10 protein-coding genes and 1 tRNA gene (1 of these 11 cut by a window edge) are annotated in these 13,897 nt (G+C 42.2%); 3 read left to right on the top strand and 8 right to left on the bottom strand.

Translation table 11 applies throughout. The features are described from left to right. Positions 1-68: 68 nt before the first annotated feature. From EO132_RS14945 to nhaD, 8 genes are all read right to left on the bottom strand, one after another. Positions 69-653 carry a BfmA/BtgA family mobilization protein gene (locus EO132_RS14945; protein WP_127138628.1) on the bottom strand — a complete coding sequence of 195 codons (585 nt, stop codon included), beginning with the start codon at positions 651-653 and terminating at the stop codon, positions 69-71. Between the two features lie 331 nt (positions 654-984). Further along, a complete protein-coding gene (locus EO132_RS14940) occupies positions 985-2,250 on the bottom strand; it encodes a site-specific integrase (protein ID WP_067034492.1) in 1,266 nt (421 codons plus the stop codon). 230 nt (positions 2,251-2,480) lie between these two features. Continuing rightward, positions 2,481-2,555: transfer RNA gene (locus EO132_RS14935), tRNA-Val, on the bottom strand. 69 nt (positions 2,556-2,624) lie between these two features. Then, positions 2,625-3,836 (bottom strand): bifunctional folylpolyglutamate synthase/dihydrofolate synthase, encoded by a 1,212-nt coding sequence (locus tag EO132_RS14930; protein WP_127138627.1) that lies wholly within the window; start codon positions 3,834-3,836, stop codon positions 2,625-2,627. After that, positions 3,836-4,714 carry an energy transducer TonB gene (locus tag EO132_RS14925; RefSeq protein ID WP_127138626.1) on the bottom strand — a complete coding sequence of 293 codons (879 nt, stop codon included), beginning with the start codon at positions 4,712-4,714 and terminating at the stop codon, positions 3,836-3,838. The genes EO132_RS14930 and EO132_RS14925 overlap by 1 nt, the downstream gene beginning before the upstream one ends. Next, on the bottom strand, positions 4,714-5,100 hold the full coding sequence (locus tag EO132_RS14920; RefSeq protein WP_100816272.1) for an ExbD/TolR family protein: 387 nt from the start codon (positions 5,098-5,100) through the stop codon (positions 4,714-4,716). Before EO132_RS14920 ends, EO132_RS14925 begins: the two co-directional genes overlap by 1 nt. A 10-nt stretch (positions 5,101-5,110) precedes the next feature. Continuing rightward, entirely contained in the window at positions 5,111-5,803 is a 693-nt protein-coding gene (locus EO132_RS14915) for a MotA/TolQ/ExbB proton channel family protein (RefSeq protein WP_127138625.1), read from the bottom strand. 57 nt (positions 5,804-5,860) lie between these two features. After that, positions 5,861-7,246 carry a sodium:proton antiporter NhaD gene (gene nhaD / locus EO132_RS14910; protein ID WP_127138624.1) on the bottom strand — a complete coding sequence of 462 codons (1,386 nt, stop codon included), beginning with the start codon at positions 7,244-7,246 and terminating at the stop codon, positions 5,861-5,863. A gap of 237 nt (positions 7,247-7,483) precedes the next feature. Here nhaD and EO132_RS14905 point away from each other — a divergent pair, with 237 nt between their 5' ends. The 3 genes from EO132_RS14905 to EO132_RS14895 all read left to right on the top strand — a co-directional run. Continuing rightward, entirely contained in the window at positions 7,484-8,626 is a 1,143-nt protein-coding gene (locus EO132_RS14905; RefSeq protein WP_127138623.1) for an acyl-CoA dehydrogenase, read from the top strand. A gap of 309 nt (positions 8,627-8,935) precedes the next feature. Beyond that, entirely contained in the window at positions 8,936-13,441 is a 4,506-nt protein-coding gene (gene gltB / locus EO132_RS14900) for a glutamate synthase large subunit (protein WP_127138789.1), read from the top strand. A gap of 8 nt (positions 13,442-13,449) precedes the next feature. Next, a protein-coding gene (locus tag EO132_RS14895; protein ID WP_127138622.1) for a glutamate synthase subunit beta crosses the window boundary here: on the top strand, positions 13,450-13,897 show its start. Its footprint extends 1,019 nt past the window's final position; the window shows 448 of its 1,467 coding nt (coding positions 1-448); the start codon lies at positions 13,450-13,452; the stop codon falls past the right edge of the window.

Below are 13,897 nucleotides of genomic sequence, written 5' to 3'. Positions count from 1 at the left end.
ATAGTTCCCTACACTGGAGTTGTAGGTACTGCCCATTTTCTGTGCCGAGATGGTAAGGTACATGAGCGTTATTTTAATTGATGTTTCAAGCTTTCAAAATCCCCGATGCCCATATTGATTTTGAGATATGGCTTTCCCATCATGGGTTCCACCTTCTCAACATTTTGAAGCATTTCATTGCAATGCTTTTTATAGCTTTCAAATTCTTTTAGCATTCTGTCATGCTCCACTTTTGGAACGGTGTTTCTAGGCTCCAAAAAATCCATTCGCTCTTCTCGTATCTTGACGGGTTCACGTTTAGGTTTCCTCCCGTCCCTCACATATGCCTCATAAAGGATCAACATCATTTCATAGGTGGGCCGGATACTGGTCTTTTCCATGTTCTTGATAATGGCGATGAGCCTATCGAATTTTTTCATCATCTGACGCTCCAGCTTTTTGATATTGTCAACGATGATCTTGGTTCCCTCCCCAAAAGGATCAAGGTTGTTCTCCTTGAAGTAGCATACCATTCCATCCAATACCTCACTATGCGATTTGCCGAACTTTTTAGAATAACTGCGAAAGCGTATGGCCGTCTCCTTCTTTATGGTGATGTTGGAATAACCACCGCTTCCTTTCTTAGTTCTATCATTGGTTGATTGCTTTTCCATAGGTGCGATTTTGTTTTTTAGTGAAATTGCGTCAATTTTTTCGTCAAAAACTTCCAGTGTTTACAGGGCCTCCCGAAGGGTTTACTGTAGATTTCGGAAAAGTCTACTGTAGCCCCAGATTTTGCACAGTATTCCAAAACCTACTCAATTAACTGGTTTTCAACTTGTTGAAGACCCTAAAACAACCGTGATGGCGCAAATTGCGCATCACCCTCTTGCTATTCCCTACGTCCCGCAAGCGGGACCGAATAAATACAAGCTGATTTGAAAATCAGCTGCACTATTAATGTTATTATTTGATGAGTAGTTTTTCCAAATTCCACCTTAAAAATCACGGTTTCCAAATTTTCTCTTGTCCGGCATCTGAATCTGAAAACTTAGAATCCAGTTTCGTTTCCAAGTCACTCATATCTTCACTGATTTTGTTATCCAATACTCTTGCATAAATTTGGGTCGTGGCCAATTCTGAATGTCCCAATATCTTAGAAACAGTCTCTATGGGAACCCCATTACTTAATGTGATAGTTGTAGCAAACGTATGTCTGGCCATGTGGAAAGTAATGTGCTTTTTAATATGGCACGAATCTGCAATCTCCTTTAAATAACTATTCAATTTTTGGTTGGAAATCCCAGGGAATAATTTATCAATGCGTCTTTTGGGATGATATTGATATCTCTTGATAATCGACAAGGCCGGTCCCATTAAAGGTAATTTGAAACTGTTCTTGGTCTTCTGTCTTTTGGTACTTATCCAATGCTTCCCATCGATACCCAAAATCAAGTTATCCTCAGTAAGGTTCATAATATCAATATAAGCAATACCAGTATAGCAACTAAATACAAATAAGTCCTTTACAATCCGCAACCGTTCAATCTTGGTTCGGAACTCCTGGATTTTCCGCAGTTCCTCCAAGGTCAAAAATTCTCTTTCCTTTTTCTCCATCCTTATTTTAAATTTTTGAAAGGGATACTTTTCTATCCATTCGTTATTTACCGCCATTCTAACCATTTTTCTCAAACGCTGAATGTGTTTCATGGCCCCATTGTTCGAAAGCCTCCCATGATGGTGGATTGGATGTAGCTTGCGCAAATAGGTCTCGAAACCCACAACAAATTGGTGATTGAGCTGTGACAATCTATAATCATTGCATTTGTATTGTTTCTTCAAATAGTCCAACAAGTACTTCTGGGTGGTCTTATAATGGCTCAGGGTCGCTTTGCCAAGGTTATGGGCAGCATGTAGATTGTGGTGTTCAAATAGTTCGGTTAAGGTCACTTGATCTAAGTCTTCTCCGAAATACTTCGCCTTGACCATCTGCGGGGTTATATTTGGCGTCTTGGACCGCAGTTCACGATAGCATTGGAAAAGTTCGGTTTCGACTTCCATCAGATAAGTGTTGATTTCCTGTGCGTCGGCAGCGCGCCCCAGAACCCTCGACCCCTTTCTATCCCAACTTTCTATTGGGATGGTATACTTAAGGCTCATGTTAACTCTTTGTTTATCAACGGTGATACGGGCATAGATCTTGGCCGTTCCGTCATTCCTTCGGGCAGTGCTTATCCAGAAACTGATTGAAAATGTAGATCGGGTTCTCATAGGTTTTGTGTTAAATTGAACGAAAAATACCTACGAAAGTCAAATACTAAGATGCTGTAATATAGCGATTTACATTCTTATCCGGTTAACACTTTACAGAAAAAATTTTACTAACCGAATTGCAAACCAAAACATATCAAATCAAACCAATTCAAACAAGGCTCAAAAAAATTAAAGCCTTGCAAATCAATAAGATATGCAAGGCTTTGTTTTCATTTGAACTCTAAAAGTGGGCGCTGAGGGATTCGAACCCCCGACCCCCTCGGTGTAAACGAGGTGCTCTGAACCAACTGAGCTAAGCGCCCATTCATTTTCCCGAATGGGAGTGCAAATATAAGACTGTTTTTGATTTAAAAAACAAAAAAATGAAAAAATTACACTACTTCTGCCACAACAAATGTACTCCCCCCAACATAGACCATATCATTGGGCTCGGCTTTTTTGATGGCTTTCTTCAACCCTTTTTCCACCGACTTATATGCTTTACCATTCATTCCCAATTCCTTAGCCAATTCTTGAAGCTCAAAAGCATCCATCCCTCTCGGAATACTGGGTCTCACAAAATAATATTTTGCATCCTTTGGAAACAGACTAAGTGCTGCTCTGACATCTTTATCTTTAACAAAACCCAGAACAATATGGAGTTGGTTGTACGATTGCTTTTTAACCTGATCCAAAACCATTTGGAGTCCCTCCTTATTATGGGCCGTGTCGCAAACCACCAACGGATTTTGTTGCAGCACCTGCCATCTGCCCAATAGCACAGTATTTTCCACAACCTTTTTAAGTCCTTCAGAAATAGCCTCCTCAGGGACATTAAAATTTTTCAATTGATGGATACTGGCAATCACACCATTGATATTCTTTTGCTGGTATTCCCCCAGTAAATCGGTTTTATACCCTATAGCGGGTTCCACGTCGGCAAAAACAATATTGGATTTGAGTTGATGGGCAATCAAATTGAAAATCATTTTGGTCTCTGGCTGGGTCTCGCTAATAACCACAGGAACCTTCGGTTTTATGATTCCCGCCTTCTCTAAAGCTATCTTCTCCAAGGTATCCCCCAAAAATTGGGTATGGTCCAACCCAATGTTCGTAATCAAGGATACTTCTGGTGTGATGATGTTGGTAGAATCCAATCGCCCGCCCAATCCGACTTCAATGACCGCAATATCCACTTTTTCTTCAGCAAAATAGCTAAAAGCCATTCCTACGGTCATCTCAAAAAAAGATAGCTTGTGATAATCAAAAAAAGGCTTGTGCTGCTCTATAAAACGAATTACGAATTTCTTGCTGACTACTTTGCCGTTTATTTTGATGCGCTCCCTGAAATCCTTTAGATGAGGGGACGTATATAGTCCAACTTTATAGCCCGCCTCTTGAAGAATGGAAGCCAACATATGGCTACTGGAGCCTTTTCCGTTGGTTCCGGCTATCTGAATACTTTTAAATTTTTTCTCGGGATTGTCCAGCACATCGCAAAAGTGGATGATGTTGTCCAACTTGGCGTTGAGTGCCGCAGCTCCCTTTTGCTGGTACATCGGAAGTTGTCCGAACATCCAGTCCAACGTTTCCCTGTAGGTCACTACTGCCCTAGTTTAAAGTTGACGACCACAAAACCTATTTGTTGCGCGGGTGCATTGGAATCTGGGTTCCATCGATGAAGCATGGCCGTTTTACGGGCGGGTTCCAAAAGACAGGGTGAATTGTTTGTAGTACCTTTCACTCCAGGCTCGGCCTTTATTACTTTACCTGACCTATCAACAGTAATCCGTACTACCACCCTACCTTCTTCGTTACATTCTTGCTGAACTTTACCTTTATTCGCTAAAGACCTGCCACTTAAACCATAGCCTCCTGTACCACTTCCTGGTGCACCGTAGTAGGATGACGCATAAGGGTCGCCATCAGGCTGACCTTTGTCGCCAGCACGATCATCATCGCCCTCACTCCCTGTAGTGGTTCCATCGGATTTGCCTATACCTCCAATCAAGGCATCCACACTTTTTTTCTTGGCTTCCTGCTCTTGGCGTTTACGCTCCTCGGCTTCCCTTTTTTCTCTAGCGATGCGCTCAGCCTCAGCTTTGGCCTTTTCGGCCTCTTCCTCTGCTTTTCGTTTGGCTTCCTGTTGTTGTCTTAATTTAATGGTCTCCTCATCATTGCTCGTCAACACCTCTTCTACCGGAGCTTCTTCAACAACCGCTTCCTCAGGCTCGGCAGGCTCCGCCACTTCTTGTGGCTCGGGTTGACTTTCCACCTCTCTAGGCTCAGAACGAACTGGCTCTGTAGGCTGAACTTCGCCACTACCATAATCCATGGTTCCGAAGTTGACCGCAATTCCCTTTTCAATGGGCGGGTCAAGGTAGGTCAATCCGATATAAAAAAGCAATAGGAGGAGTGCGCTTAACAACAATGTTGTAAGCGTAAAGGATTTTTTCTTGTGTCTCGTATCTAAAAAGGACATTATTTTGGCCGCACCGCCAAGATAACCTTGTAACTGTTCCTGTTTGCAATGTCCATGACGTTGACCGCTTCTTTAATGGCTACGTTTTCTTCTGCTCTGAGGATGATTGTGGGCTTTTCTTGACCTTCAAGTGCCTTTTTTAATTCAATTTCAATGTATTCCTTGTTGATCTGCTCATTGTTCACAAAATATTTAAGGTTCTTGTCTATGGTAACCGAAACATTCTGTGTGTTCGTCGATTTACCCTTTGCTTTTGGCAACAGCAAATCCAATGCATTTGGCGCATTGGAGGTCAGCATAAAAAACACCAATAACAGGAACACAATGTCCGTCATTGATGACATGCTGAATTCCGGGCTTATTTTATTTCTTCCCTTCAGTTTCATAAGCTAAAGGCTATACAGGTTCGTTCAACAAATCCAAAAACTCCACGGCATTGGCTTCCATTTGATGTACTACCTTATCCGTTCTGTTCACCAAGTGATTGTATCCGATGTAAGCAATAATACCTACCACCAAACCAGCAACTGTTGTGGTCATTGCAGTATATATACCAGATGCCAATGAACCCATTTCCGCTTGTCCACCACTACTTGCCATTTCATGGAATGCCAAAATCATACCAATCACGGTTCCCAAGAAACCAATCATGGGGGCTGCACCTGCAACCGTGGCCAAAACACTAACGTTCTTTTCGAGTTTGTACACCTCAAGTGTACCTGCATTTTCTATGGCTGTATTGATATCATCCAAAGGTTTTCCGATACGAGCCACTCCTTTTTCTGTAAGCCGCGCCACGGGAGAATCCGTTTGGGCACATAACAATTTTGCAGCCTCCAATTTGCCATTGCTGATATGGTCACGAATCTGGTTCATGAAATTCTTATCTATCTTGGATGCCGCCTTTATGGCAAAAATGCGTTCAAAATAAATGTACATGGCTACAAATAGAAGAACAAAAAGTACTATGATAATGATAATACTTCCAGTTCCTCCATTGACAATAAGATCGATTACGGACAAGGTCTTCTCTTCGGAAATTGAGGCAGTTGCCTCAGCGCCTTCCGTTACTTCTTGAAAAATATTCATATAAAATCCCCAATTTAAGTTGCAATTATAACGGAGATTTTTGAACTAAAGTATTTTTTAGAACAAATATCGCATTACCATGTAGCAAATTGCCCCTGCAATGAATCCTACGAAGGCCAACCAGGAAATTTTCTTAAGATACCAGAAGAAATCAATTTTTTCCATTCCCATGGCAACGACACCTGCTGCGGAACCAATAATGAGCATACTACCTCCCGTTCCAGCAGAGTATGCGATAAAGTGCCACAACTGATCATCCATAGGTTCGGAGAACATCCCCAGACTTGCGGCCACCAAAGGAACGTTATCTATAACCGCAGAACCAACTCCCAGTAAAAGCACCACTAAATCGGAAACCTGCGTACCGGCCATTTCCGTTCCCATCAAAGGCATTCCCTGTTTCAGTCCTTCTGCAAAGTTAAAAAGCATTCCCAGGGACTCCAAAGAGGCCACCGCCATCAAAATACCCAAAAAGAACAGGATACTTGGCAGTTCAATTTTGGTCAGGGCGCTATGCACTGGGCTGTGATGAGCGTGATCATCACTATCCTGATCTACATTGGAAATAGAAAATTTGGAACTACTGTATATTTCGGCAAAAGTGGAAACCACAGCCAAAGAAAGCATCATTCCCACATATGGTGGCAAATGCGTAACCGTTTTAAAAACAGGCACAAAAACAATCGCACCAAGACCAAGATAGAGCATGGTCGGTCCAAACTTGGACTTAGCCCCATCTTCTTCCTCCACATCTATTTCCCCCTTGAAAGCAGGAAGGAACGATGCGATAAGCGATGGGATAACCATACATACCAATGAAGGCACCAACAAATGCTCAATAAGCATAGCGGTGGAAACCTTATCCCCGATCCACAACATGGTAGTGGTCACATCCCCAATTGGAGACCAAGCACCACCAGCGTTGGCCGCAATAATGATCAAACCTGCATACCAAAGTCTCACATCCCTGTCCTTCACAATTTTCTGAAGGATGGAAATCAATACAATCGTAGCAGTAAGGTTATCTATAATAGCGGAAAGAATAAATGCCAAAAAGGAAAATATCCAAAGGATTTTCTTTTTACTCCTTGTCTTCACAAAGGATTTTATGGTAGAGAACCCATCAAAATAGTCGATGATCTCCACAATGGTCATGGCACCTAAAAGGAACACCAGAATCTCCGCGGTCTTACCCAAATGGTGCAATAAGGTCTCTTCCAGAAGCTCCATTTTTTCCTCGTGACCAAAAGTTCCGAAGTTTTCCAACAAATGATGCTCACCGGAATCGAACCACGTGGTAAACCCATCAATCCCAAAAGACATAAGGGCCCACATAACAGCCATCATGGCCAAAGCAGGAATAAGTTTATCTATTTTTAAATTATGTTCTAGGGTAATTGCCAAATATCCAATTACAAAAATGACAACTAAAAGGGTTTCCATGTTAAGTTTGGTTTAATTAAGGAATAATATTTTTTGAGTAGTTATCTGTGCGGCTAAAGATATTCAAAATGAATATTTCCGCATAATCTTATCGATATAAAAATATGTGAAAGAGAAATATCATCTTTCAAAAAATTTTACAAAAATTCAAACATTCTCATTTATTCCCACTTTTCCATAGAAAATTAATATCGGAAAACTATATTTGTAGGTAGTTTTTAAATATTATTCAGTTTTATGGATTTCACACTTTCCGAAGAACAGTTAATGATACAACAAGCGGCAAAGGATTTTGCCCAAAATGAACTTTTGCCCGGAGTAATAGAGCGGGACGAAACCCAAACATTTCCAAGCGAACTGGTAAGAAAAATGGGGGAACTTGGCTTTTTGGGCATGATGGTCAACGAAAAATACGGTGGAAGTGGCCTTGGAACCCTTTCCTATGTAATTGCCATGGAAGAATTATCCAAAATCGATGCTTCCGCCTCTGTGATGGTATCGGTAAACAATTCGTTGGTGTGCTGGGGATTGGAAACCTACGGAACTGAAGAGCAAAAACAAAAATACCTGACCCGTTTGGCCACAGGGGAAATCATTGGTGCCTTTTGCCTATCGGAACCCGAAGCAGGAAGTGATGCCACCTCTCAAAAAACAACAGCCATAGACAAAGGCGACCATTACCTATTGAATGGCACCAAAAACTGGATTACCAACGGAAACCAAGCCGAAGTTTATCTAGTGATCGCACAAACCGACAAGGACAAAGGACACCGAGGCATCAATGCTCTAATCATAGAAAAAGGAATGGAAGGGTTTGATATCGGCCCCAAAGAAAACAAATTGGGCATACGTGGCAGCGACACCCACTCCTTAATGTTCAATGACGTAAAGGTTCCAAAGGAAAACCGTATCGGAGAAGATGGTTTCGGGTTCAAATTCGCCATGAAAACATTGGCTGGCGGTAGAATCGGAATCGCAGCCCAAGCACTGGGCATTGCAGCTGGGGCTTATGAACTTGCCCTAAAATATTCCAAGCAACGAAAAGCCTTCGGCACAGAGATCGCCAACCATCAGGCCATCGCCTTTAAGTTGGCCGATATGCATACCAAAATACAGGCTGCCCGCCATTTGGTTTATCAGGCCGCATGTGATAAAGATTCCGGGGCAGATTACACCCTGTCTGGTGCCATGGCCAAACTCTATGCTTCCGAAGTTGCCATGGAAACTGCTGTTGAGGCAGTACAAATTCATGGTGGAAATGGCTATGTAAAGGAATATCATGTGGAACGCTTGATGAGGGATGCCAAAATCACACAAATCTACGAGGGCACCTCGGAAATACAGAAAATCGTTATTTCAAGGAGCATTCTTAATGATTAAACAAACACTACCCCCCTTCAAAAAGAGGGGGTTCTTTTTTCAAACAAGCATTTTATTTCTCCGCTCCCTATTTTTTAACAAGCATATCTTCGCCAAACAACCCATTTAATAGCAAAATAGGCTTTTCCAACTAGGGAAGAAGATAATTTTATCATTCAGTTTGAGATAATGATAATTTAACATTCCATATATTCCTAAATTGAGTTTTTTTTAACCCGCGAAACATTACGTTGATTATTTATCTGATAATCAGCAAAAACCTTATTATTTATTCATTCATTTTGATATTTTTGAGGAAATACGTTAATGATGGGAATGAAGAAACAAGGTTTATACCTACCGGAATTTGAGCATGATAACTGTGGTGCGGGTTTTATCTGCAGCCTCAAAGGGATTAAATCCAACGACATTATACATAGAGCCCTCGAGATTCTTGATAAATTGGAACACAGAGGAGCTGTGAGTGCAGATGGAAAAACAGGTGATGGCGCTGGAATATTAATAGATATTCCCCATGACTTTTTTGTGGATGCCTGCCCTTTTGACCTACCCGAAGCAGGGGAATATGCAGTAGGAAACGTATTTCTACCCCAAAAAGAGAACCAACGTAATTTTTGCATCAAGGTACTCGAAGAGAACATTGAAAAGCAAGGTTTACAATTATTGGGCTGGAGACAGGTTCCCGTTAATAGGTCCGTTCCCGGTAGGATAGCTGCCGAGACCGAGCCTTATGTAATGCAGATTTTCGTGGCCAAAGGAGAATCCTTGGATGACTTTCAGTTCAATCTTAAGTTGTTCATTGCACGTAAAGTAACGGAGCACACCGTAATAGAAAGCAAATTATCGGAAAGTGAATTCTTCTATCTGCCCAGCCTTTCCACTAAAATCATCATATTTAAAGGACTTTTGGTCCCTAAAGATATCAGCAGGTATTACGAAGACCTATTAGACCCCAGGGTAGTGACCCGTTTGGCCTTGGTACACCAAAGATTCTCCACCAACACATTCCCAAATTGGGATTTGGCTCAACCGTTCAGGTATATGTGCCATAACGGAGAAATCAACACCTTACGAGGAAATGTTTCCCGCATGCGCTCGCGTGAGGAATTGATGCAGAGCGATTGGTTCGGGGAGGACATTAAAAAAATTCTCCCTGTTGTACTTCCTGCAAAATCAGATTCCGCCAGTATGGATATGGTGGTAGAGCTATTGTTGATGACGGGGCGCTCCTTACCTGAAGTAATGATGATGCTGGTACCCGAAGCCTGGGAGAAAAATCCGGACATGTCGGAAGCCAAGAGAGCATTTTACGAATATAACTCCTGTTTGATGGAACCATGGGACGGCCCTGCCTCCATACCATTTACAGACGGGAATTACATCGGAGCGGTTCTCGATAGAAATGGACTGCGCCCATCAAGGTACTCCGTAACCAAAAAAGGATATGTCATCATGTCCTCCGAAACAGGAGTGGTTGAATTGGAGCCCGAAGACATCGAATTCCACGGAAGATTGGAACCAGGGAAAATGTTCTTGGTAAACATGGAAGAGGGACGGATTGTGAACGACGAAGAAATCAAAGAACATATCGCCAAAAAACATCCCTATAAAAAATGGTTGAAGGACAACTTGGTACACCTTAAGGAGATACCCTATAACGATTGCCCCGTTTTCTTTGGAGAATTCCCTTTACAGACCCGAAGAACCGCATTTGGATATACAAAAGAAGACATCAATACCATTATTATGCCCATGGCAGAAAATGGGAAGGAACCTATTGGTTCCATGGGATCGGATACACCGATCGCCGTATTGTCCGAGCGCCCACAATTGATCTACAATTATTTTAAGCAACTATTTGCCCAGGTAACCAACCCGCCATTGGACGGTATTCGTGAAGAATTGATCACGGACATCAGCTTGACTTTGGGAAGCGACCATAACATCTTTGATTTTTCGGAATTACATTGCCGCAAGCTTAAAATCCAAAACCCCGTGATATCCAAAGAGGATTTGGACAAAATCAAAAATTATGATTCCAGTCCAGATTATAAGGTAGTGTCCATTTCCATGCTCTATGAGAGCAAAAAAGGACACAATGGACTGGAAGAAGGCTTGGATTCCATTCTTAAACAAGCTTCCAATGCAATTGATGAAAATGCAAACATCATTATCCTATCGGATAGAATGGTAAGTGCAGAAATGGCACCAATTCCGGCACTTTTGGCCTGTTCCTATGTGAACAGTGGACTCAGAAAATTGGGCAAACGTTCTAAATTGAGCATCATCATTGAATCTGCCGAGCCAAGAGAGGTTCATCATTTTGCTCTGTTGTTTGGTTTTGGAGCAAGTGCCATCAACCCTTATTTGGTAAACGAAATCATTGGGGAACAAATAGAAGAGAACAACATTACCGACTATACTTTCGAAGAAGCCGTTAAAAATTACAACAAGGCTATAGGGAAAGGTATCCTAAAAGTGATGAACAAAATCGGGATATCCACGCTTAATTCATACCGAGGTTCACAACTTTTCGAATGTATCGGAATCAACACCACCGTCGTGGACAAATATTTCCCCAATACCCCTACCCGTATTCAGGGAATCGGGCTTTATGAAATAGAAAAAGAAGTCACTAAACGCCATAAAAAAGCATTCCTATCCCAGGAAATAGCTGGCAATCTTGATATTGAGGTCGGTGGAGAGTATCGATGGAGAAGAAATGGCGAGAAGCACATGTTCAATCCATTAAGTGTCGCCATGCTTCAAAAATCGGTGCGCAATAATGAACCGGATACATATAAAGAGTATTCCAAGCTGGTCAATGAGCAATCCAAACACCTAATGACCATCCGTGGACTGTTTGAATTCTCGAACTATGACCCTATTCCCATTGAAGAAGTGGAACCTTGGACAGAAATCGTGAAAAGGTTCAAAACAGGGGCCATGTCCTACGGAAGTATCAGTAAGGAGGCCCACGAAAACCTTGCGATTGCCATGAACCGAATTGGAGGAAAGAGCAATTCCGGTGAAGGAGGCGAGGATTCGGAACGTTTCTATAAAAGTCAAACAGGCGATTGGAGAAACAGTGCCATAAAACAAGTTGCCTCGGGTAGATTTGGAGTAACTTCCAACTACCTATCCAGCGCAAAAGAAATACAGATTAAAATGGCGCAAGGGGCCAAACCAGGAGAAGGTGGTCAGCTACCAGGTCCAAAGGTAAACCCCGCTATTGCCAAAACAAGAAATTCAACACCCTATGTTGGGTTGATTTCACCCCCTCCCCATCACGACATCTATTCCATTGAGGATTTGTCGCAATTGATCTATGACCTTAAATCTGCCAATAGGGAGGCGAGAGTCAATGTGAAACTCGTTTCTGAGGTTGGTGTAGGTACAGTAGCTGCAGGTGTTGCAAAAGCAAAGGCTGATGTGATTTTAATTTCGGGTTTTGATGGCGGAACCGGCGCATCCCCTTTAACTTCTTTGAAACATGCAGGTCTCCCTTGGGAGCTTGGAATCGCAGAAGCCCAGCAAACTTTGGTTTTGAATGATCTTCGTAACAGAATTACATTGGAGTGTGATGGTCAGTTAAAAACCGGTAGAGATGTTGCCATCGCATGTTTGTTGGGAGCAGAGGAATTCGGATTCGCAACAGCTCCTCTGGTAGCTTCCGGCTGTGTGATGATGCGCGTTTGCCACTTGAACACTTGTCCCGTTGGCATAGCCACTCAAAACCCGGAGCTACGCAAAAAATTTGAGGGAAAGCCAGAGCACGTGGTTAACTACATGTACTTTGTGGCACAGGAACTTCGTGAGATTATGGCAAAACTTGGTTTTAGAACCTTGAACGAAATGGTCGGTCAAGTTCAAAAACTGGACAGAAAGAAGGCTATAGAGCACTATAAAGCCGCAGGTATTGATTTGACCCCGATTTTATATCAAGTGGATGTACCAAAAGGAACAAAATTCCATAATACAGAAAAGCAATACCACGAAATAGACAAATCCATAGAATTTGAAATCATTGGCAAGGCCCACCCTGCACTGTTCAGGAAAGAGAAAACCACATTGGACTTCCCAATCCACAACACAGATAGGGCCGTTGGTGCCATCATTAGCAACGAAATCTCAAAGATTTATGGTGCAGATGGATTGCCGGAAAATACACTTAGGTTGAACTTTACAGGTTCCGCAGGTCAAAGTTTTGGTGCTTTCGCCACCAAGGGACTTACCCTAGTGGTCAACGGCAACACCAACGATTATCTTGGAAAAGGACTCTCTGGAGCCAAATTGGTCATCAAAGTACCATTTAAATCAACCATAAAACCAGAAGAAAATGTGATTACAGGTAACGTTACCCTGTATGGCGCAACTTCAGGAGAAGCCTACATCAATGGTAAAGCAGGAGAACGTTTCTGCGTTAGAAATTCCGGAGCCAAAGCCGTAGTGGAAGGCATAGGTGATCATGGATGTGAATATATGACCGGTGGCGTAGCAGTTATTCTTGGTTCCGTTGGAAGAAACTTCGGTGCAGGGATGAGTGGTGGAATCGCATACGTCTATGACAAGGACAATACATTTAGGCAAAACTGTAACGGGGACCACTTGAATCTTCTTCCTGTTGACGAAGACAACGACATCGAAGAATTGAAAGATTTGATTGAAAACCATTACAATGCCACTTTGAGTCCATTAGCGCAACGAATTCTCGAAAATTGGGAAAAATGTCTTCCACAGTTCATCAAAGTATTCCCTGAGGAATATCGCCAAGCACTTATTAGACTAGAAGAAGAAAAAATGCAAACCTTATAATTTGAGACATGGGAAAGATTACAGGATTTTTGGAATTTGACAGAAAGGACGAAGCTTATGCCCCTGTCAAAGAACGCATCAAAAACTATAAGGAGTTTACAAAACCTTTAAAGGAGAGCGAATTAAAAAACCAAGGTGCACGCTGTATGGATTGTGGAATTCCATTTTGCCATAGCGGTTGTCCTTTGGGCAATTTGATTCCGGATTTTAACGACGCCGTATATAAAGGAAAATGGGAAAAGGCAGCTGAAATTCTGCATTCTACCAATAATTTTCCGGAATTTACCGGAAGGTTATGTCCAGCCCCTTGTGAAGAAGCCTGCGTATTGGGAATAAACGAACCTGCGGTTTCCATTGAAAATATCGAAAAAAACATTGTAGAGACCGCATTTAAAAACGGTTGGATAAAGCCTGAGGCTCCAATGAATCGCACCGGCAAAAAGGTCGCCGTGGTTG

The sequence above is a fragment of the Flagellimonas oceanensis genome, assembly GCF_003992595.1.
In the GTDB taxonomy this organism is placed as follows: Bacteria; Bacteroidota; Bacteroidia; order Flavobacteriales; family Flavobacteriaceae; genus Flagellimonas; species Flagellimonas oceanensis.
The sequence above is the reverse complement of the archived record's forward strand: the minus strand, read 5'-3'. Positions and strand labels throughout refer to the sequence as shown.

Bases quoted from the DNA above. Each gene is read 5' to 3' on its own strand.
- EO132_RS14940 (WP_067034492.1), bottom strand. From the start codon at position 2,250: ATGAGAACCCGATCTACATTTTCAATCAGTTTCTGGATAAGCACTGCC.
- EO132_RS14915 (WP_127138625.1), bottom strand. From the start codon at position 5,803: ATGAATATTTTTCAAGAAGTAACGGAAGGCGCTGAGGCAACTGCCTCA.
- EO132_RS14920 (WP_100816272.1), bottom strand. From the start codon at position 5,100: ATGAAACTGAAGGGAAGAAATAAAATAAGCCCGGAATTCAGCATGTCA.
- EO132_RS14925 (WP_127138626.1), bottom strand. From the start codon at position 4,714: ATGTCCTTTTTAGATACGAGACACAAGAAAAAATCCTTTACGCTTACA.
- nhaD (WP_127138624.1), bottom strand. From the start codon at position 7,246: ATGGAAACCCTTTTAGTTGTCATTTTTGTAATTGGATATTTGGCAATT.
- EO132_RS14945 (WP_127138628.1), bottom strand. From the start codon at position 653: ATGGAAAAGCAATCAACCAATGATAGAACTAAGAAAGGAAGCGGTGGT.
- gltB (WP_127138789.1), top strand. From the start codon at position 8,936: ATGGGAATGAAGAAACAAGGTTTATACCTACCGGAATTTGAGCATGAT.
- EO132_RS14905 (WP_127138623.1), top strand. From the start codon at position 7,484: ATGGATTTCACACTTTCCGAAGAACAGTTAATGATACAACAAGCGGCA.